We start from the raw sequence: 19,727 nt of genomic DNA, 5'->3' as shown, positions 1-19,727 counted from the left end.
GTTGTATTTATATATAGAATGCACCTTACATCTTACGGCACTTTATTTTATTATTTATCGGCAGTCAGTTCCCGGGTTCCCAGTTGTTGTACAGGACGATGGTTATCGGGGAAAATGGCAGCAAACTGGTTGATTTGGTCTGCGGACATTTCAATAGGCTGCTCCAGCACAGTCCAATTTACATGTTCTGTGCATGGCGGGGTAGTCAGCGATCCGTTGTAGCGAACGGAGTGCAGGTCTTTTGGCAGCAGCGCAGCGAGATCTATTTCTTCATCTAGAGCCGCCGCTTCTTGGGAATTATCCTTCGGTAGTTTGGACCAAATGCGGTTGAAAGCCTTGTTTTCTTTGCCACTTTGGATAAGGACTCCTAAGACAGCTGTGCTTCCGTCGTCGCTTTGATGGACAAAGTGAAGCTCCATTTCAGCATTTTTACCATCTATTTGGTGTTCGCTCGGGTGATGAAAATGAAACTGCTTTAAAGTGAATTTAGTATCGTCCAGCATGATGCTATTGCTGGCATCGGCAACATTGATTTGCACAGTGTGCCCATTATTCAAAATGGATGCTTTCGTATTAGTATAATGAACTTGCAGCGGTTGCTGCGTTTGCGATGCTTCCAAATGGGTATGCTCTATATTGACAGGAGATTGTTCGTGGCCGTTACCACAAGCAACAAAATCTTTTTCCAGCTCTCCCCAATGCTCCGGTCCCTGATCTCCTTCATAAGACCAGTGCGGGCCTTTTTGAACAACCGCATGAGCGTTGGTAGCTGATGAGGATGAAGTGCTGGTGGTACTAGAAATGGCGGGCTGTGAATTGCATCCTGTTACCGACACAACCAAGATAATGGCAAATATGCTGAACAGGCAACCTTTCCAGTTTTTTTTCATGTTTCTTTATCCTTCTTCCAAATAGAGTATGTGAAACTTTTTACATTGTAAATTATTGTACAAAGTTCCTACAAGGGTCCAAGGACTTAGAAAGAAGCATTTTTCGATTAAATAGTTTTAAGTTAGTAAGTTAGATTTATGTTTGTCCTTTTTGGGCAAGAGTTACTATAATAATGGAGTGTGCATTACAAAATAATTCCATATTATTTAAAGGAGAGATCTACATGAAAGCAGCAATTGTTACAAAAGACAAGAAAGTCAGTGTAGAAGAGAAACCTTTACGCTCCCTGAAGCATGGGGAAGCGTTAGTCCAAGTCGAGTATTGCGGAGTTTGCCACACAGATTTACATGTAAAAAATGCAGATTTCGGTGATGTCACAGGCAGAGTTCTGGGGCATGAAGGTATTGGGAAAGTCATTGAATTAGGTGAAGGAGTAACCAGTCTTAAGATTGGTGATCGCGTAAGTATTGCCTGGATGTTCCAAAGCTGCGGTCACTGCGAATATTGCCTAACCGGGCGGGAAACGCTGTGTCGTGAAGTTAAAAATGCCGGATATACGGTAGACGGTGCAATGGCAGAGCAATGTATTGTCACAGCTGACTACGCGGTCAAAGTACCAGATAGTCTTGATCCTGCCGCTGCAAGTAGTGTAACTTGCGCAGGGGTTACCACATATAAAGCAGTTAAAGTAAGTGAAGTCAAACCAGGACAATGGATCGGTATCTTCGGCATTGGCGGCTTGGGTAACCTGGCTGTGCAATACGCCAAAAATGTATTCAATGCTAAAGTTGTAGCCTTTGACATCAGTGATGAAAAACTAGAACTGGCCAAACAAATTGGTGCTGACTATATCGTTAACAGCATGAAAGAAGATCCGGTCGCTCGAGCTAAGGAGTTAACAAACGGTGCTGGTCTGGATGCAACCGTGGTTACTGCTGTTGCCAAAACACCGTTCAACCAGGCCATCGACGTTGTGAAGGCTGGCGCGCGTGTCGTAGCTGTAGGTCTCCCAACCGATAAGATGGATCTGGACATTCCACGTCTGGTTCTGGACGGCATTCAAGTTATTGGCTCCTTGGTCGGCACTCGTGAAGACCTTAAAGAAGCGTTCCAGTTCGCTGCAGAAGGTAAAGTTGTCCCTCTTGTACAAAAACGTCCGCTCGAAGACATTAATGAGATCTTCGAGGAGATGGAGCAGGGCAAAATCCAAGGACGCATGGTCATTGATTTCACAAATTAAAATGATGTCCAATTCGTAACCCTTGGAATTCGGAGAGAGAAAGCGCCTGCTGATGTATTGCGGGCGCTCTTTTTGGCTTTACAAATTATTCAGAATGTTATCCTCCAAAACCGCAGATTTATCCCCATATTCTTTAATAATATGTCTTTCTCCCCAAGCACAAAGAGAATCTAAAATGCCTTTCAGACTACATCCATATTCACTAAGCTCGTACTCCACCTTGGGTGGAACCTGATTATAGCTAATCCGATTGACAATGCCGTCTTCCTCTAATTCACGAAGCTGCTGAGTCAGCATTTTTTGTGTTATGGAAGGCATCATCCGTTTTAATTCGCTTGTCCGCATCTTTCCATGTGTCAAATGACACAGAATGACGCATTTCCATTTCCCCCCGATCACCTCTAACGTCGCCTCAACAGAGATATTGTATTTTTTCTTCCCCAATGCCGATCCCCCCATGTGTATCGCTTCTGTTATACATACCTTAACAGCCTGTTTTAATTAAAAAGAACTTTATTTAGGGTACTTTTTAGTACCTATATCACTAAAAAGTACGTACTGTTCATATTTGCTTGAATAACTCATAATAACATCTGCTGGTCGAAGATTTCTATAGATAGGAGTGAAAAACATGTCGCCAGAATCAAAACGAAGTATCTGGCCATTACTGGCTCTAGCCGTAAGCGCCTTTGCGATTGGGACAACTGAGTTCATCAGCGTGGGACTGCTTCCCCTGATTGCTGAAGACTTGCACATATCTGTAACGATGTCTGCACTAACTGTAACGCTGTATGCATTAGGGGTCACCATCGGGGCACCTGTCTTGACCTCATTAACATCAAGTGTTCCCCGTAAAACGTTGCTGCTGTGGATCATGATTATATTTATTGCAGGCAACAGCCTCGCTGCGGTCTCTAGCGGAATTGCCTTGCTGCTGATTGCACGTGTGATCTCGGCGTTCGCTCATGGGGTGTTCATGTCCATCGGTTCCACCATCGCGGCCGATCTTGTGCCGGATGATCGGCGAGCGAGTGCGATTTCCATTATGTTCTCCGGGTTGACCGTAGCCACGGTTACAGGCGTACCTTTGGGTACCTACATTGGGCAGCAATGGGGTTGGCGGGCAGCATTTATGGCGATTGTGGTCGTCGGTGTAGTGGCACTCATCGCCAATCTGATTCTGCTGCCATCTACGCTGCGCAAGGGGAACAAGACTCCTTTCCGCGAGCAGGTCAAACTGGTTACCAATGGTCGCTTGCTACTCGCATTTATCATTACAGCTTTGGGGTATGGAGGCACATTTGTGGTATTTACTTATTTATCTCCATTACTTCACGACATAACCGGATTTCAGCAAAGTACGGTAACGTTTATACTTTTGCTGTATGGAATTGCGATTGCCATCGGGAATGTTATTGGCGGAAAAGCAGCAAACCGCAAGCCGCTTTCAGCTTTGTTTTACATGTTTCTGATTCAAGCAGTGATCCTGTTTCTCCTGTTGTTCACGGCACCTTTTAAAACGGCAGGACTGATTACGATCTTCTTTATGGGATTGCTTGCGTTTATGAACGTGCCCGGGCTACAGGTATATGTCGTCATGTTAGCCGAACGGTTTGCACCCAAAGCTGTTGATGTTGCCTCTGCTGTTAATATTGCAGCTTTCAACGCAGGGATAGCCATCGGAGCTTATGTAGGCGGGATTGTAACGGATTCACTCGGTCTCATTCATACGGCCTGGATCGGGAGCATTATGGTTTTCGTTGCGGTTTTGCTCACAGGCTGGAGTCGTATGCTCGAAAAAAGGGATACAACCCCCATTACAGGTTAAAGCTTTTAAAAAATAGAGAGGAAGATTCAAAATGACACAAAACTTACAAAGCACAACATTGTTAAACAACGGAGTTCGCATGCCTTGGTTTGGCATCGGGGTATTTAAAGTGGAAGAAGGTTCGGAGCTGGTCGATGCTATAAAGACTGCTGTAAAGCATGGCTACCGCAGTATAGATACAGCTGCAATCTATGCGAATGAAAGCAGTGTAGGGCAGGCTATTCAGGAAGCCCTTCAGGAAAATAATCTGTCCAGAGAAGATCTGTTCGTCACGTCCAAAGTGTGGAATGCAGATTTAGGCTATGAAGAGACACGAGCCGCTTATGAAGCCAGTCTGGACAAGCTGGGTCTGGAATATCTGGATCTATATCTGATTCATTGGCCAGTTCAAGGAAAGTACAAAGAAGCTTGGAGAGCGTTGGAATCCTTGTATAAAGAAGGACGGATTAAGGCAATTGGAGTCAGCAACTTCCAGATTCATCATTTGGAAGATCTCATGAAGGATGCCGAAATTAAGCCCATGATCAATCAGGTGGAATTCCATCCACAATTAACCCAAGCCGAGCTGTTGCAATTCTGTCAAAAGAACGACATTCAAATGGAAGCCTGGTCTCCGTTAATGCAAGGCCAATTGCTCGATCATCCGGTACTGCAAGACATAGCGACCAAGTACGGCAAATCGGTGGCGCAAGTGATTTTACGCTGGGATGTGCAGCAGGGAGTTGTCACCATTCCCAAGTCTACCAAGGCGCATCGGATCGTCGAAAATGCCGACATTTTTGACTTCGAACTGACGCGCGAGGATATGGATCGAATTCAGGCGTTAAATGCCGATCTTCGGGTAGGTCCAGATCCGGATAACTTTGATTTTTAAAATTACGTTCATCATGAGACGCCGTTTCCTTCTTCACTGAAGGGACGGCGTTTTGTTTGTGCATGATGGGTCTGGAGCTACAGCAATCCAATCCCGCCATATGGTATTATAGGGTTATGTGAAAAGAGACGTTTTGGAAGCTTGTGAATACGAAAAATCTCCGGGGGACTTCATGAATAAGACGATTGCAGATATAGCCCAAATGGCTGGCGTATCCAAGAGCACGGTATCCCGTTTTTTGAACGGCGGGTCTGTCAGCGTGGATACGAAACGAAAAATTGAAAAAGTGGTTAAAGCCACGGGCTATGTGCCCAATGCCTTTGCCCAGAGTCTTAAGGCGAAGCGGACCAACATCATCGGCACCGTTGTGCCGCGTCTGGATTCTTTTGCGACATCTCATACGCTGATGGGGATTGATGAGGAACTGCGTTCTCAGCATTATCAGATGCTGATCTCTAATACGAGCCAGGATGTACAGCGTGAAATCGAAGCCATTTATGAGCTGGGAAGACAAAAGATTTCGGGTATCATTTTGCTGGCTGCTCAAATTACAGACGACCATCTGACCGCGATTCGTGACATTGGTATTCCGGTGTTGCTGGTGGGCCAGCAGCACGAGCAGCTTCATAGCCTTATCCATGATGACTATCGTGCAGGATATGATATCGGCACGTACGTTTTGTCACAGGGACATCGCGAAATTGCCTACGTTGGTGTTACTGAAAAGGATGTTGCCGTCGGTGTGCAGCGCAAGGAGGGCTTTAGGCAGGCTGTTCGCGATGCATTGCCTGCAGAGTCTCATACGGACGATGCGATGCGAGCAGCAGGGTATGATATCAGATACTATGAGACCGGATTTAAAATGTCTGATGCACGGATTGCTGCATCAGACATTTTGGACCATTTCAAGCCGTCGTTAATGGTGTGTGCTACGGATAATATCGCGCTGGGCGTAATCAATGCGGCTTATTCCAGAGGGATTGTCATCCCGTTGGATTTGTCGGTAACTGGCTTTGGGGGATACGATATTACGGAGGTCATTCACCCTGCCCTGACAACCGTTCAATATCCGTATATGGAGGCTGGACGTGTAGCAGCGCAAAATATTATGCGGCTGGTAGAACATAAATCGGTAGAAAAAGTGACGGTCATGAATTATTCCCTGATCGAAAGAGAAAGCGTTGACAAACGCTGAACAAGTGGATTATAATTTCTTCGAAACCGGTTCCATAGCATTCGGGCATAAATGGAATCGGTTGCAAATCCATGGATGAGTATATTTTTTTAATCGTATGGGAACCGGTTCCGATCAAATATTTTTTTCATTAATTTGGAACCGGTTCCCGAAGCGAAGTTTTAATAAAAATGAGGTACACCTATGAAAATGACAAGAGAACAAAAGTATCGAATGATCGAGCAGGCAGAGCCCGGTGAAATAGCCGGCTTGGAGGAGAAAGTGGAGCAATGTCACTGGCGGCAGGCGTTTCATATCCAGCCACCGACCGGTTTGCTCAATGACCCCAATGGCTTTTCATATTACCAAGGTGAATACCACTTATTTTATCAGTGGTTTCCGCTCGGAACGGATCACGGGATGAAATATTGGTATCACCTGAAATCCAATGATTTGGTCACATGGAATAGTGCGGGCATTGGCATCGCACCTGGGGATTATTTTGATTCACATGGGGCTTATTCGGGCAGCGCACTGGAGCATGAGGGCAAGTTATATATGCTGTATACGGGAAATGCACGAGATGAAGAATGGATCAGACATCCTTATCAATGCATGGCTGTTATGGACGAGAATGGTCACATTACTAAATGGGAGCACCCCGTTATTTCCAATGTGCCAGAAGGGTATACAGACCATTTTCGTGATCCCAAGCTATGGAAAGACGGCGATAGCTTTTACTGTGTGATTGGTGCCCAGAGAACGAATTTAACAGGCTGCGCCGTCCTCTACCGATCAACCGACCTTCGTACGTGGGAGTTTGAGGGAGAATTGTGCACAGGCCTGGAGTCGTTTGGCTACATGTGGGAATGTCCAGATTATTTTGAACTGAACGAAGCGGGGGTCTTGATCTTTTCTCCTCAGGGCTTGGAGCCCTCTGGGGATGAAAATCGCAATATTTATCAATCGGGCTACGTAATCGGCAAGCCGTTGGATACCGGAACAAGAACGCTGGAGCACGGTGCATTCCACGAGCTCGATAGAGGCTTTGACTTCTATGCGCCACAGACGATGATTGACCCACAGGGGCGGCGTATTATGGTGGCATGGATGGGCCTGCCGGATATCGAATATCCCACAGATCCGAACGGATGGGCTCATTGTCTGACATTACCAAGGGAGCTTACGCTTCATGAGGGCAAACTCTTGCAGCGGCCGATCCCTGAGCTGACTACGCTGCGTAGAAATCGTGAGGATCGGGTAGCTGACACGTTATTTTCAGAGAGCAAAACCTATGAAGGATTTACAGGTACGGCCTATGAGCTGATCTGTGAGGTAGATCTTTTGAGCGCTAAGGTGTTTGGTATTGAATTCCGTGCGAGTGAGACTGAGAAGACGGTGATTAAATATAATGCCGTCAGTCGCAAACTTGTATTGGACCGTTCGCAATCAGGTGAGCCTGTAGCCACTTCCTATGGTGAGGTACGGCAGTGTCCATGGGATAAAGATCATATCAAACTACATTTGTTTGTAGATGCGTCTTCAGTTGAGATTTTCGTCAACGATGGGGAAGAGGTGTTCACCAGTCGTATTTTTCCGCATCCAGAGAGTGACGAAATACGCTTTTTTGCCGACAAGGGAGAGGCTCTCTTCCAGGCGGTAAAATGGGATTTTACATGAGTAGGCTAAAACATCAAGTGGTTCGTTAATCATCAAACATAACGGAATGAACGAGAGGATGAACATCATGGCGGAAAACAGAGAAATAGCTAAAGAAGTGATCCAGGCAATCGGTGGGCAAGAAAATATTGCATCTTTTGCTCATTGTGCGACGCGCTTGCGGATTATGGTGCATGACAAGGAGAAGATTGATCAGAAAAAAGTTGAGGAGATCGACAAGGTCAAGGGGGCTTTCTTCAATTCCGGGCAATATCAGATTATTTTTGGAACAGGTACGGTAAATCGAATTTTTGAAGAGGTCGAAAAGCTTGGCGTGACCGGTTCATCTAAAGAAGAGGTGAAGAGTCAGGCGAAAAAGGAAGGCAACGTATTCCAACGCTCCATTCGTACCTTTGGCGATGTGTTTGTACCCATTATTCCTGTGCTGGTTGCTACGGGGCTGTTCATGGGGCTACGTGGCTTGCTCACTCAGCCGCAAATTCTTGCTCTACTCGGCATGACGCCACAGGATATTTCACCCAATTTTCTATTATACACACAAGTATTAACAGATACGGCCTTTGCTTTTCTGCCCGCGTTAGTCGCATGGTCAGCCTTTAGAGTATTCGGCGGTAGTCCAGTGCTGGGTATCGTTCTCGGTCTGATGCTGGTAAACCCGGCCTTGCCCAACGCTTATAGTGTTGCGGACGGCTCAGCCCATCCGTTGACGATGTTCGGGTTCATTCCTGTAGTGGGCTATCAAGGCTCGGTATTGCCAGCTTTCTTCGTGGGCTTGATCGGAGCCAAGCTGGAGCGAGCGCTGCGCAAACGGGTGCCTGAAGCGCTAGATCTGATTCTCACACCGTTTTTAACACTGTTGATCATGATCACTTTGGGATTGTTTGCCATCGGTCCGATTTTCCATTCACTCGAAGAATGGGTGCTGCACGGAACAACGTTTGTGCTGGATTTGCCTTTCGGTATTGCAGGGATTGTCATCGGTTTCTTGCATCAGATTATCGTCGTTACAGGTGTGCATCATATATTTAATTTCTTGGAGATTCAACTGCTTGAAAAGAACGGCGTAAATGCCTTTAACGCCATCATTACCTGCGCTATGGCTGCTCAAGGTGCTGCCTGTCTGGCGGTTGGGCTGAAAACGAAGAATAGCAAGCTGAAAGCGTTGGCACTTCCTTCCTCGTTGTCTGCTTTTCTGGGGATTACGGAGCCGGCTATTTTCGGGGTCAACCTGAGATACATGAAGCCTTTTGTTATGGGCCTTATCGGTGGGGCGGTTGGCGGTTTTATCGCTTCTGTCTTCCATTTGGCGGCTACAGGCATGGCAGTTACGGTCATTCCAGGCACGTTGCTCTACATGAATCATCAGCTTCCGCTTTACATTTTGGCGAACTTGGCTGCTATGGTTGTAGCCTTTGTCCTGACCTGGATGTTTGGCTATAACGATAAAATGTTGGAAGAGGTCAAAACAGCGGGTTCCTCCAATTAACACCACCCAAGTAATGCGAATACACGCAGATTTATACGCGTAATTATAAATATGATGGTCGTTCTATATGGAACGCTCTTGGTCCCTAATCAAAAAGGACTACTAGAGCAGGGTTCCAGGTAGAACGACCATTTTTATTAACTGAGGATTTTGCAAAATCCTGTAACTATGAAATTCTGTTCTAGACCATCCAACTAAACAATCGAAGAGCGTTCATCCAGAAATTCGGACGGCGAGCAGCCTGTCAACCGTTTGAAGATTCGATGAAAATAGGAAACATCACTATATCCCACGTACTCCGAAATTTCACGAATCGTTAGCCGGGACTCGGTCAGCATGTAGATGGCGGTTTTAATACGTTGCGTATGTACATGCTCGCTGATCGTTTGGCGTGTTACCTCACGCAGCAGCGTCGCGGCATAATTGGGGGTTTTACGGATGGCGTCGCCAAGCTCCTCCTTGGTTACCTTTTCCCGGTAGTGGTTCTGGATATACTGTTTCATATGTTCCACATGTCGCTCTCGATCGCAAGAAATGGCGCCTTTGTCCCATTCCTGATTCATACATATCATTGCCTCGGTCAGCAGACAGTCAGCCATCATGGTGTAGTAGCTTGGGTGTTCAGTCCATTGATAGTACATCGATTTAATCCGTTCATGCAGCATATCGTAGCATCCAGGTTTGATCAACAACGGCTTGTCAGTATTCAGTATGGGAAGTGTGCTGTTCGTACATGTTTTGCGGCAATGTATCACATACTTGGTATGAAAGAGCGTAGGAATGCTCTTGCCATAGTAATCCAGATGACCGGGTAAAAGCAGTGTTTCACCCTTACCGAGAATGAATTTGCAATCGTTCACCCAATATACACATTTGCCAAAGGTGACCAAAATGAACAGTAAGTCATCGTTGTCGCTATTTGCACCAGCCTTTTCATACCAGTCCACACCGTTGTCCTGCCGAATATCCACCAATGTAATCACGAAACTCACTCCCCGATGTCTTCAACATTCATTATACTGTAGTACATTCATCATACTATAGTTCATAGTCTTGGTGCACGGGTACAGGTAGAATAGAGCTATATAAGTTTAATGTAGATAGAGAAGCAAAGTGGAATAGAAAACCATACAGTAAAGACATTCAGGAGGATGACATTACTATGCTTAAAACGAAAATTATTTGTACTATGGGACCTGCCTGTGACTCCATTCATTTGCTAAAAGAAATGATCCAGGCTGGTATGACTGTAGCCCGCTTGAATATGGCTCACGGGGAGCTAGAAGATCACGTTAAACGTATCGAAAATGTGCGTCAGGCTGCGAAGGAAATGAATACCTTTATACCTGTCATGATGGATATTAAAGGACCAGAAATACGGATTGGCAAGCTGAGAGAGGCATCTTGTCTGTTGAAACCAGGTAGCCAGCTCATTCTGACCACAGAAGAGATTCTAGGGGACGAGCATCGTATTTCAGTGAATTACCCGGATATGCCGAAGGACATCAAACCAGGCGACCGCATTCTCATTGACGACGGTTTGGTTGATCTGACTGTAACCTCCATCGAAGGTACGGAAATGATTTGTAATATTGTAAGCGGCGGTATTTTGAAACCGAGAAAAGGTGTAAACCTGCCAGGGATTCATACGACCCTTCCAGGCGTGACGGAGCGAGATGTGAGGCACATCCAATTTGGGGTGGAGCAGCGTGTTGAGCTTATTGCGGCTTCTTTTGTGCGTAAAGGCGACGATATCCGTGAAATCCGTGAGATTTTGAAGGGACATCATGCTGAGCATGTACAAATCTATTCCAAAATTGAAAATGCTGAAGGCATGGAAAACCTGGATGATATTATCGAAGCTTCCGATGGCATTATGGTAGCCCGTGGCGATCTGGGTGTCGAAGTGCCGATTCAAGATGTGCCTGTGATGCAAAAAGAAATGATCGACAAGTGTAATCTGGTCGGCAAACCCGTTATCGTAGCTACCCACATGCTGGAATCCATGCAGGTGAACCCGCGTCCGACGAGAGCCGAAGTTAGTGACGTGTTTAATGCCGTTATGCAAGGAGCCGATGTTGTTATGCTGTCGGGCGAATCAGCTGCGGGTAAATACCCTGTCGAGTCTGTACGGACCATGGCCGCTGTAGCTGCCAGAGCAGAATCGCAATTCGATTATCAGGAGCAGTTTGATAAGCGCAGAGCACGTCAAAGCACCAACATCACCGAAGTGATTAGTCAGGGTGCGGTGAGTTCGTCCCTGGAGCTGGATGCGAAAGCAATTATTACATCGACTGCCAGCGGATTCACGGCACGTATGGTATCCAAATATCGTCCGAAGGCACCTATTATTGCGGTTACTCCGAATAATACGGTATTCGCTAAAATCTGCCTGTTATCCGGCGTATTCCCGATCAAGGGGGATAAAGTAGCAACAACGGATGAAATGTTCGAATCCTCCATCCGTAACGCGCTGAATGCAGGATATATCCATAAAGGCGATACTGTAGTCCTGTCAGCAGGTGTTCCTGTCGCTGAGGCGGGCACCACTAACTTGATCCGAGTATACCAAGTGTAATTTACAACCAAATATAGACAAGCCAAAAGGCGCTGGTCCCCATGGGTTCAGCGCCTTTTTCACATTCTGTCATGTCACTAACTTACAGCCCGAACACACTTTTAGCAACGACCTGTGTCAATTCTGCCTTATGGGCTTGGTATTGCTCAGGTGTAATGCTCTTATTGGCCAGTCGTTGATCCAACTGCTCCGTTAACTGAGCTACCTGTAAATCAACGACAGCCTGTGCGTCCTTTTTATTGGTTTGTGCAATATCTGCCAAGGTTTGACCGTTATATAACGCATCATACAATTGCTCATCCGAGGATGCGCCCAGTGTTTTCAAAAGTTCATCATCCTTGGAAGCTTCATTATCCTGTACCTGAGGGGCTCTCTCTGGAGCCAGTGTAGCAGCATTAGCCCGACTCCCCCAAGTAGAAGACTGCCCAATAGATAACGCCAGCAACAGTGTACAGATGACCAACATTCGTTTTCGATTCATGAGTGTAAATCTCCTTTGTGTTCATTCAATTTCTGACAAGGTGGAGCCTTATATGGATATCCAACGGGAGTAATGTTTATGCCTTTAGCCGATCCGGCTTATGTAGTTACCAGATTCTAATATACATCATACACACCCAATCTTAGCGCCAGCTTAATACTCGTTTAAAATAAACTAAAAGAGGAGGATATAAACAGGTAAAACCAAAAAAAATTCACGGATACGAATAATGGATGTGATGTACCCTTTGGATTCTGCCCTTTTCTTTGACCACACTGTTCGTATCCCATGAATACAGAGCATCTGCTCAGACTTACTTTCGCTGTGCTGGATTGGCGGCTTTTTAACTTTGTTAGGGGAGAGGCGGATATGAAAAAAACCTCCTTCACAAAAGTGAAAGAGGTTTTAGACATCTACAACTATTACAATTTAGGGTTTTTTCCATACTTATTGTCGTTAGGCTGACTGTCTTGGCAGAAGAATACAATCAAAATAATTGACCCTACGAGAGGAATCAGACTGATTAGAATCCACCATCCGCTTCTACCTGTGTCATGCAGTCTACGGGCCATAACGGCCAAGGATGGCAACAGGACAGCAAGAGAATAAATCAAAGTCAATACCGGTGATAAGCCTACAAGACTATCGATCAGGCTGACTACAAAGCTAGCGATTGCACTAAATAGTACAAACATCCAATACTCTGTACGTCTTGCTCTACCTTGAAATCCTACATAGTTTTTTAATGCATTTAAATACCATTGCATATATTTTTCACCTCCTTATAAAATCTAAATGTTTCTATACACGTAAAATTGTTCTTTTAGGTATATCGGCAGGAAACATATAGAATTTTAGTTGTAAAATTATAACTTTAAACTAGAAATTTACGCAATACATTTATTAATGTTAATAATTCGATGAATAATTTATAAAAACATAAAATTACATATTGAATTTTCCATATCCATTGAATAATATAGAGGTACGGTTAACCGCCAGGTTTGAATCGTTCTTCTTAACAGAAGGTGCTTTTATTTTTCAAATCAATTGAAAGCGCTTTAATGCGAAATGGGAGGGATGACCAACATTAAATTCGAGGGTGAAGAAGTTAATACAAACATAATCCTGACCGCTTTCTCAATATTTTTTTATGTTATCAGAGATGTTCAAAACGAGAGGAGATTGATTTATGAAGCAATCATTTGTTCGTAAAGTAACGGCAGCTTCACTCGCAGGTGCGCTGTTGTTGCCTGCTTCTTTGGTAGGCGCGGAGCCAACACTCAATTCAGATACAGATGGAATTCAAAATGTAGGGCAAACTTCCCTTCAAGCTCAAGACCTAGAAAACTTTTCGATTCAAAGTAAAAAGGCTGTCTCTTTCAAGGAGACTTCCGTACATGATCCATCCATTCTGAAAGTGAAAGACACATTTTACATTTTTGGCTCACATCTGGCGGCTGCCAAGTCCAAAGACCTCATGAATTGGGATACGATTGCTACAGGAGTGGCGAATGGTAATGCATTGATTCCCAATGTCAAAGATGAATTAAAGGAAGCACTGGATTGGGCGCAGACGGACACGCTGTGGGCAGCTGATGTCATTCAACTGGCAGATGGCAAGTTCTATATGTATTATAACGCTTGCAAGGGTGACTCCCCGCGTTCAGCAATGGGCCTAGCAGTTGCTGATAAAATTGAAGGGCCTTATAAGAATAAAGGAATTTTTCTAAAATCCGGCATGTGGGGCCAACCGAGTGAGGATGGAACGATCTATGATGCAACCAAGCATCCGAATGCCGTGGACCCGGACACCTTTTATGATAAGAACGGCAAGCTGTGGATGGTATATGGCTCTTACTCTGGAGGCATTTTTATTTTGCAGATGGATGAAAAAACAGGGAAGCCGCTCCCTGGTCAAGGCTACGGGAAAAAGCTGACAGGCGGTAACCATGCTCGTATGGAAGGGCCGTACATACAATACAGTCCGCAAACGGACTACTATTACTTGTTCCTGTCCTATGGTGGATTGTCAGCGGATGGCGGATATAACTTGCGGGTGGCTCGGTCCAAAACACCGGCTGGCCCTTTCTACGATGCTGAAGGCAATGATATGATCAAGGTCAAGGCAAATCCTGATAAACCACTTTTTGATGACGCTTCCATTGAACCATACGGTGTCAAACTGATAGGTAATTACCTGATTCCAAGAGAAATTGGTGATCCGGGTACTGGACTGGGTGCAGGCTATGTGTCGCCCGGACACAACTCGGCTTATTATGATCCCAAGACGAAAAAGCACTTTGTCATTTTCCATTCCCGTTTCCCGGGGAGAGGCGAACAGTATGAAGTGCGGGTACATGAAATGTTCATGAACGCTGACGGTTGGCCTGTGGTTGCACCTTATCGTTATTCGGGAGATGAGGATTCACTGAAAAAGCTGTCAGAAAAGGATGTCCTCGGTCAATATTCGTATGTAAATCACGGGAAGGAAATTTCGGCAAATATTAAACAAGCCGTTAACGTCAGTCTGGATAGCGGCGGCAAGCTGTCTGGTGGAGTGAACGGTACATGGAAGTTGGGGGCAGGCAATCAGCTGGAAATTACAGCAGAGGGTACGAAGTACAAAGGCGTATTCCTGCAGCACCGTGATCCAGACACAGGTGCCAAGACGCTTGCTTTTACCGCGTTGTCCTCCAAGGGTGTTGCGGTATGGGGTTCGCTAAAGCCTGACCTGAAGGCCAGCAAGATTGTAGCTGCTGTGCAGAAGGATCTGAGCCTGGGCGATACGAGCAATGTTCTTTATAATCTGACGCTACCTACTCTAGCTGCACAAGATACCACTATTTCATGGGAGTCCACCCACCCGGAGAATATTTCTGTGACAGGTGAAGTATACCGTCCAGATGCCGGTTCTCAGCCTGTAGCAGTTACATTGACGGCGACCATCAAAAAGGACAAAGCCACAGCTAAGAAAAGCTTTACAGCCATTGTTCCCGGGCAGGCCCAAGGTTCTCAGCTTGCACGCTATTCGTGGAGTGAAGATCAAGGAACTTCGGTAGTCGACAGCACATACAATCATTTCGATGGTAAGATCTATGGTGGTGCCGCATGGGATAAAGACGGGAAGCTTGGCGGTGCTCTTGTCCTGAACGGCAAGGATGGTTACGTGCAGCTACCAGCGACGGTAACGGATGCGAAGGATTTTACCTTTTCCGCTTGGGTAAACTGGAAGGGCGGTGCAGCTTGGCAACGGATTTTTGACTTTGGCAACGGCCAAGCCCGGCATATGTTCCTCACCCCTTCCCAAGGAAGTGGTGTGCTCCAGTTTACAATCCATGAGGGTACGGATCAAAGCTTGCTTTCCAAATCATCATTACCTCTAAACCAGTGGACGCATGTAGCGGTTACACTGGAAGGGAATACAGGGAAGTTGTATGTAAATGGTGAGGAAGTAGCTGTTAATGACAGCATTACCTTCAATCCCGATGAGTTGCTGACGAGCGAGGCTTATCTCGGCAAAAGCCGTTTTGCCGCCGATGCTTACTTCAATGGCAGCCTGGATGAAGTTCAATTGTATAACAAAGCGCTGACAGCAGAGGAAATTAAAGCACTGGCAGAATTGTAGTTCAAAATGAGCAAATAAACGCAGGAGATGAGCTTTTAGTAAGAAGTTCGTCTCCTGCACAATGTTTTGTATATTTATTTCTTGATTGCTGGTATAATAAGAAGCAACTGCGGATATAATGTTTTAAGTAGGCGTTAATGACTCACTCCCTTCGAATGAACACAGCTTTGAAGCTCGCAATAGAGAACATAAGCACTCTGCATAAATTAAATTCACCAGTGCTTGCGTTTTCAATACACTTATGGTAATATGAGTATATTGAAATTGTGACCTGAGATTCGCATATTGTAGAGGGCTATTGTTTTAGGTTGAAATAACCTTGTGCAATATGTGAATTTTTATTTGTAAAAAATAAAGGTCATATAAATACATTTTGGAGGTAATTCCATGCAAACAGGTACAGTAAAATGGTTTAACGCAGAAAAAGGTTTTGGTTTCATCGAGGTTGAAGGTGGAAGCGACGTATTCGTACACTTCTCCGCAATCCAAGGCGACGGCTTCAAATCTTTGGACGAAGGCCAACGCGTAGAATTCAACGTAGTTGAAGGAAACCGTGGACCACAAGCTGAGAACGTTGTAAAACTGTAATTTAAAATTACAGCCTACTTCAGATGCCCCGAACATAGCGTTTGGGGCATTTGTTTTTATCTGTTCACAAGACCGTTTTTGAACTGATTACATCTTATCGCTTTATAAATCATGAAGAAAGAGGGATGTTTATGTACAATTCACGGAAAAAGCCAATGGATGAGATTCCTGAGGAAATTACAACTGTCTGGAATTGCGCCAGCGATACATGTAACGGCTGGATGCGGGATAACTTCGCTTTTTCTGTCGAGCCGACATGCCCCATTTGCGGTTCTGCCATGGTGAAGGGCGAGAAAAAGCTGGCAGTTTTAAATAATACGAGCTTCAATCATACCAAACAATCCTAAGCGGATAAATGTTTGTAGTGAAAGATGCCCCATAGCCATTAACGGCGCTGAGGCGTCTTTTTGTTTTTTATAAATATAAATTATACATAAGAATGAACAGGCTTTCAATTATGGTGTGTAGGATGGGGCTAGTATGCTCAGTAAGATAGAATTAAATTCAGGTAGCGCTTCGTAGAATACACCGTGGCCGCTACTTTCGAAAGGAATAAGCTTTGATCCGGCGATTCCTTTTTGAGTTTGGACAGCCAGGGGGAAAGGACAGACCCGATCCAGCTTGCCGTGTAGAATCCAAGTAGGCACGTGTATACATGGCAAATCAGGACGCAAATCAGAGTCACGTAGTGAATACAAAGTACAAGCCATGCTATGAACTGAAGCCGCAAAGCCCTGATCACGTAACCAGTCGCGTAAGCTCTGGCTGACCGGATTGGCAAACAACATTTCGCCAAAAGAAGTTACCAATTGTGGGCGATCTGTATAGGCTTGTTTGATGAGTTTATCTACCTCTGTGACAGGAGTACCATAAGGGAAGTCGCTGGTTGGGGTGAACCGGGGTGTAGCTGCTCCGATCAAGATCAACTGATTGACGCCAAATCCCCGGTGCCTGCTCATATAGCGTGTGACCACAGCTCCCCCCATGGAAAAACCGATCAGCCGTACCTGATTTAACTGTAGCGCCTGCATAATAGCCAGCAGATCGTCCGCCAATCGATCATAATTGTATCCATGCCATGGTCGATCAGACTTGCCGAACCCTCTAAGATCAACCTGAATACAGCGATACCCGTAAGCAGGCAACAAGGCGACCTGGTATTCGTACATTCGGTGATCCAGCGGCCAGCCGTGCACCATCAGAACAGGGATGCCTTCTCCAATATCCTCGACATACAGCTTCACGCCGCGTTCCACCTCAATATAATATCCCATCGTGTTCACCCCTCTAGAAATCACGTCATTTCATTCTCTCTCACATATATGTAGCCAGGGCTTAGCTCATTCGAAAAAGGGATGAGTCTGTCACGATATAAGCATATAATATGTCAAAAAATGTATGTCATCCTGTATAGGGATAGGATATAATTATGGAATGAAACAGCATCGGGAGAGTGGAACAATGACACCATCAAAAACATTAAAATGGATTACAGGCGGATTGGAGCTATTTTTAGCTATTCCCGTTTTGGGCGGGCTGCTCATCGTAAATTCCGCGTATACTATATTGTTCTTTATGCTGATTTTCCACGTTGTTACGTTGGTGCTATCGGTGACGAATAGAGAGTCTTATTATGGATCTATTTTAGGGATCGTGACCTCGGTTATTGGATGGATTCCGATTGTGGGTTGGTTGATGCATTTGCTCTCAGGCATATTTTTGATGATTACCGCAGCCCAGCAGCCGCGTGATCAGTATCGTAATCGCAATCCTTATGATGATTATCGCTATTAGGGTAAGTGTGGCCATGCAAAGATGAAAGATCCTGTTGAACAGGGTCTTTTTTTATTTATGAAATCTCCCCATGATTATGGTGTTGTAGTATTTACCATCTGAAAGAACCTTATCGTTTTTTAATAATCCTTCGATTTCAAATCCATGTTTTTTATAAAGCTCAATGGCTTTATCATTCGTTTCCAAAACTTGTAGAGTTATTTTCTTGATGCCATTGGAGTCGGCCCAGGAAATAGATTCTTTTAAAAGATTCGTCCCGATCCCGTAACCCCAAAAATCCTTTAGTACACATACGCCGAATTCAACTTTATGAGAGAATCTGCTCAGAACATGGCCCTCACATCTTGAAAATCCCACGATTTTATCATGAACTACCGCAACTAAAAATAGGTTTCTGTTATTCTCTGTATCTGATTTAATGAGCTGTTCAAAACCGGATGTACTTATAAACGCTTCTCCCTTCTCTCTATCTAAATTTTCAGTTTCTCCATCAATCAGCAAGCGGATTTCAGACAAATTCTTCGCATCTTGAATTATGGCTGATCTGATCGTATAGTGTATTCCTTGCACATCAAATTCCTGTTTATTTATTTTCATTACATTCTCCTTATTATGAATTAGAGTGAAAAATGACCTCTGGATCATATTAGTCTACCACATATTATCTTGTTTACATGACAAATAAGCCTGTCTCCTTCTGTTGTATCGCAGCAGGGGACAGGCCTATTGATTTCTCTACCCGTACAGGGAAGCCGGATGGAGATTTATTATACATGGGTGGATATGTCTGATTAACAAATGGTTTTTATGAATGCGACTTATCGAGCTACAGCTTTTGGAAAACAGGAGCTGTAGCTATTTCTGCTTAGCAGAGGCTTTAGCTGCATTGGTTTTAGCAGAAGCCTTGGTTGCATCTCCCTGAGCAGGAGCCTTACCTTCACCCGCTTTACCGTCATCTACTGGTGGCTTGGATGGTTTCACGCCATTCACCATATCTGTCATCATTTGCTTCAGATTAGAGACACGTTGGTTATATTCAGTTGCCGTAATCTTGCCGTTTTGTTTTTCCGTAGCCAGTTTTGCTTTCATATCTGAAACCATCACATCAATAACGGAATTTACGCTCACGCCCTGTGCTTTGGCGATCGTAGCAAGGGATTTACCTGCTTTCAGCTGTGTATCCAACTGAGTGGAGGACAATTTCAATAATTTCAGGAGAGCTTTGTTCTCAGCATAGTTACCTCCTGCGATTTTAGGACCATTAGCATCACCGGGATTCCCCTTAGGTGCCTGTGCTTTGTCTGCGATGGGAGCCTTCTCAGATGTAGTTGAAGCAGCATGGGCTGCGCTTGTGGAGTACAGTGCCCCGCCTCCTAAAAATGCCAAGACCATCGCTCCAGCCAAAATTGCTTTCTTGGTGCTCTTCATCTTCATTTTCCACCTTTCGGTTATGGTTTGTTTGGTACGTGATACATCATAAGGGAT

19 protein-coding genes are annotated in these 19,727 nt (G+C 45.0%); 11 read left to right on the top strand and 8 right to left on the bottom strand.

What is annotated here, in order from left to right; genetic code table 11:
* Positions 1 to 50: 50 nt before the first annotated feature.
* Positions 51 to 890: a carbonic anhydrase gene (locus tag ACUYLD_RS20175; protein WP_446675832.1), complete on the bottom strand. Its 840-nt coding sequence runs from the start codon at positions 888 to 890 to the stop codon at positions 51 to 53.
* A 224-nt stretch (positions 891 to 1,114) separates the two neighbouring features.
* Between ACUYLD_RS20175 and adhP the strand changes: the two genes are divergently transcribed.
* Complete coding sequence (adhP, locus tag ACUYLD_RS20170; RefSeq protein ID WP_061830749.1) at positions 1,115 to 2,131, top strand: alcohol dehydrogenase AdhP; 1,017 nt, start codon at positions 1,115 to 1,117, stop codon at positions 2,129 to 2,131.
* A gap of 78 nt (positions 2,132 to 2,209) precedes the next feature.
* On the opposite strand, the gene ACUYLD_RS20165 is transcribed toward adhP, so the two are convergent.
* Positions 2,210 to 2,575 carry a winged helix-turn-helix transcriptional regulator gene (locus tag ACUYLD_RS20165; protein WP_069292048.1) on the bottom strand — a complete coding sequence of 122 codons (366 nt, stop codon included), beginning with the start codon at positions 2,573 to 2,575 and terminating at the stop codon, positions 2,210 to 2,212.
* 187 nt (positions 2,576 to 2,762) lie between these two features.
* Between ACUYLD_RS20165 and ACUYLD_RS20160 the strand changes: the two genes are divergently transcribed.
* The 5 genes from ACUYLD_RS20160 (at position 2,763) to ACUYLD_RS20140 (ending at position 9,173) form a co-directional block, all read left to right on the top strand.
* The gene (locus tag ACUYLD_RS20160) at positions 2,763 to 3,959 is read left to right on the top strand and encodes an MFS transporter (protein WP_061830747.1); all 1,197 of its coding nucleotides are present in this window, start codon (positions 2,763 to 2,765) and stop codon (positions 3,957 to 3,959) included.
* Between the two features lie 31 nt (positions 3,960 to 3,990).
* A complete protein-coding gene (locus tag ACUYLD_RS20155) occupies positions 3,991 to 4,833 on the top strand; it encodes an aldo/keto reductase (RefSeq protein ID WP_446675831.1) in 843 nt (280 codons plus the stop codon).
* Positions 4,834 to 5,005: 172 nt separating this feature from the next.
* The gene (locus ACUYLD_RS20150; RefSeq protein ID WP_446675830.1) at positions 5,006 to 6,028 is read left to right on the top strand and encodes a LacI family DNA-binding transcriptional regulator; all 1,023 of its coding nucleotides are present in this window, start codon (positions 5,006 to 5,008) and stop codon (positions 6,026 to 6,028) included.
* 183 nt (positions 6,029 to 6,211) lie between these two features.
* Positions 6,212 to 7,687 (top strand): glycoside hydrolase family 32 protein, encoded by a 1,476-nt coding sequence (locus tag ACUYLD_RS20145; RefSeq protein ID WP_446675829.1) that lies wholly within the window; start codon positions 6,212 to 6,214, stop codon positions 7,685 to 7,687.
* A gap of 67 nt (positions 7,688 to 7,754) precedes the next feature.
* A complete protein-coding gene (locus ACUYLD_RS20140; RefSeq protein WP_013308350.1) occupies positions 7,755 to 9,173 on the top strand; it encodes a sucrose-specific PTS transporter subunit IIBC in 1,419 nt (472 codons plus the stop codon).
* A gap of 194 nt (positions 9,174 to 9,367) precedes the next feature.
* On the opposite strand, the gene ACUYLD_RS20135 is transcribed toward ACUYLD_RS20140, so the two are convergent.
* Entirely contained in the window at positions 9,368 to 10,156 is a 789-nt protein-coding gene (locus ACUYLD_RS20135; protein WP_446675828.1) for a helix-turn-helix domain-containing protein, read from the bottom strand.
* A 179-nt stretch (positions 10,157 to 10,335) separates the two neighbouring features.
* Between ACUYLD_RS20135 and pyk the strand changes: the two genes are divergently transcribed.
* The gene (pyk, locus tag ACUYLD_RS20130; RefSeq protein ID WP_023986598.1) at positions 10,336 to 11,751 is read left to right on the top strand and encodes a pyruvate kinase; all 1,416 of its coding nucleotides are present in this window, start codon (positions 10,336 to 10,338) and stop codon (positions 11,749 to 11,751) included.
* 82 nt (positions 11,752 to 11,833) lie between these two features.
* Here the strand turns inward: pyk and ACUYLD_RS20125 are convergent, their stop codons facing one another.
* Positions 11,834 to 12,232 (bottom strand): hypothetical protein, encoded by a 399-nt coding sequence (locus ACUYLD_RS20125; protein ID WP_061830737.1) that lies wholly within the window; start codon positions 12,230 to 12,232, stop codon positions 11,834 to 11,836.
* Positions 12,233 to 12,654: 422 nt separating this feature from the next.
* Complete coding sequence (locus ACUYLD_RS20120) at positions 12,655 to 12,999, bottom strand: DUF805 domain-containing protein (protein ID WP_254351723.1); 345 nt, start codon at positions 12,997 to 12,999, stop codon at positions 12,655 to 12,657.
* A 425-nt stretch (positions 13,000 to 13,424) separates the two neighbouring features.
* Between ACUYLD_RS20120 and ACUYLD_RS20115 the strand changes: the two genes are divergently transcribed.
* From ACUYLD_RS20115 to ACUYLD_RS20105, 3 genes are all read left to right on the top strand, one after another.
* Complete coding sequence (locus ACUYLD_RS20115) at positions 13,425 to 15,860, top strand: LamG-like jellyroll fold domain-containing protein (protein WP_446675827.1); 2,436 nt, start codon at positions 13,425 to 13,427, stop codon at positions 15,858 to 15,860.
* A 387-nt stretch (positions 15,861 to 16,247) separates the two neighbouring features.
* Complete coding sequence (cspD, locus tag ACUYLD_RS20110; RefSeq protein ID WP_013308356.1) at positions 16,248 to 16,448, top strand: cold-shock protein CspD; 201 nt, start codon at positions 16,248 to 16,250, stop codon at positions 16,446 to 16,448.
* A gap of 131 nt (positions 16,449 to 16,579) precedes the next feature.
* Entirely contained in the window at positions 16,580 to 16,795 is a 216-nt protein-coding gene (locus ACUYLD_RS20105) for a cold-shock protein (RefSeq protein WP_013308357.1), read from the top strand.
* A 108-nt stretch (positions 16,796 to 16,903) separates the two neighbouring features.
* On the opposite strand, the gene ACUYLD_RS20100 is transcribed toward ACUYLD_RS20105, so the two are convergent.
* The gene (locus ACUYLD_RS20100) at positions 16,904 to 17,722 is read right to left on the bottom strand and encodes an alpha/beta fold hydrolase (RefSeq protein WP_446675826.1); all 819 of its coding nucleotides are present in this window, start codon (positions 17,720 to 17,722) and stop codon (positions 16,904 to 16,906) included.
* 187 nt (positions 17,723 to 17,909) lie between these two features.
* Here ACUYLD_RS20100 and ACUYLD_RS20095 point away from each other — a divergent pair, with 187 nt between their 5' ends.
* Complete coding sequence (locus ACUYLD_RS20095; RefSeq protein ID WP_254351720.1) at positions 17,910 to 18,242, top strand: hypothetical protein; 333 nt, start codon at positions 17,910 to 17,912, stop codon at positions 18,240 to 18,242.
* Between the two features lie 51 nt (positions 18,243 to 18,293).
* On the opposite strand, the gene ACUYLD_RS20090 is transcribed toward ACUYLD_RS20095, so the two are convergent.
* Both ACUYLD_RS20090 and ACUYLD_RS20085 read right to left on the bottom strand, forming a co-directional pair.
* The gene (locus ACUYLD_RS20090) at positions 18,294 to 18,839 is read right to left on the bottom strand and encodes a GNAT family N-acetyltransferase (protein ID WP_254351719.1); all 546 of its coding nucleotides are present in this window, start codon (positions 18,837 to 18,839) and stop codon (positions 18,294 to 18,296) included.
* A 258-nt stretch (positions 18,840 to 19,097) separates the two neighbouring features.
* Entirely contained in the window at positions 19,098 to 19,670 is a 573-nt protein-coding gene (locus ACUYLD_RS20085; protein ID WP_446675825.1) for a hypothetical protein, read from the bottom strand.
* Between the last annotated feature and the right edge of the window lie 57 nt (positions 19,671 to 19,727).

Source organism: Paenibacillus sp. SER-28, from assembly GCF_052906305.1.
Note: the sequence above shows the minus strand (reverse complement) of the source record. Positions and strands in the feature narration are given on the sequence as shown.

Excerpts from the sequence above, each read along its gene's own strand:
- ACUYLD_RS20175 (WP_446675832.1), bottom strand. The coding sequence starts at position 890 with ATGAAAAAAAACTGGAAAGGTTGCCTGTTCAGCATATTTGCCATTATC.
- adhP (WP_061830749.1), top strand. The coding sequence starts at position 1,115 with ATGAAAGCAGCAATTGTTACAAAAGACAAGAAAGTCAGTGTAGAAGAG.
- ACUYLD_RS20160 (WP_061830747.1), top strand. The coding sequence starts at position 2,763 with ATGTCGCCAGAATCAAAACGAAGTATCTGGCCATTACTGGCTCTAGCC.
- ACUYLD_RS20155 (WP_446675831.1), top strand. The coding sequence starts at position 3,991 with ATGACACAAAACTTACAAAGCACAACATTGTTAAACAACGGAGTTCGC.
- ACUYLD_RS20150 (WP_446675830.1), top strand. The coding sequence starts at position 5,006 with ATGAATAAGACGATTGCAGATATAGCCCAAATGGCTGGCGTATCCAAG.
- ACUYLD_RS20145 (WP_446675829.1), top strand. The coding sequence starts at position 6,212 with ATGAAAATGACAAGAGAACAAAAGTATCGAATGATCGAGCAGGCAGAG.
- ACUYLD_RS20140 (WP_013308350.1), top strand. The coding sequence starts at position 7,755 with ATGGCGGAAAACAGAGAAATAGCTAAAGAAGTGATCCAGGCAATCGGT.
- pyk (WP_023986598.1), top strand. The coding sequence starts at position 10,336 with ATGCTTAAAACGAAAATTATTTGTACTATGGGACCTGCCTGTGACTCC.
- ACUYLD_RS20125 (WP_061830737.1), bottom strand. The coding sequence starts at position 12,232 with ATGAATCGAAAACGAATGTTGGTCATCTGTACACTGTTGCTGGCGTTA.
- ACUYLD_RS20120 (WP_254351723.1), bottom strand. The coding sequence starts at position 12,999 with ATGCAATGGTATTTAAATGCATTAAAAAACTATGTAGGATTTCAAGGT.
- ACUYLD_RS20115 (WP_446675827.1), top strand. The coding sequence starts at position 13,425 with ATGAAGCAATCATTTGTTCGTAAAGTAACGGCAGCTTCACTCGCAGGT.
- cspD (WP_013308356.1), top strand. The coding sequence starts at position 16,248 with ATGCAAACAGGTACAGTAAAATGGTTTAACGCAGAAAAAGGTTTTGGT.
- ACUYLD_RS20105 (WP_013308357.1), top strand. The coding sequence starts at position 16,580 with ATGTACAATTCACGGAAAAAGCCAATGGATGAGATTCCTGAGGAAATT.
- ACUYLD_RS20100 (WP_446675826.1), bottom strand. The coding sequence starts at position 17,722 with ATGGGATATTATATTGAGGTGGAACGCGGCGTGAAGCTGTATGTCGAG.
- ACUYLD_RS20095 (WP_254351720.1), top strand. The coding sequence starts at position 17,910 with ATGACACCATCAAAAACATTAAAATGGATTACAGGCGGATTGGAGCTA.
- ACUYLD_RS20090 (WP_254351719.1), bottom strand. The coding sequence starts at position 18,839 with ATGAAAATAAATAAACAGGAATTTGATGTGCAAGGAATACACTATACG.
- ACUYLD_RS20085 (WP_446675825.1), bottom strand. The coding sequence starts at position 19,670 with ATGAAGAGCACCAAGAAAGCAATTTTGGCTGGAGCGATGGTCTTGGCA.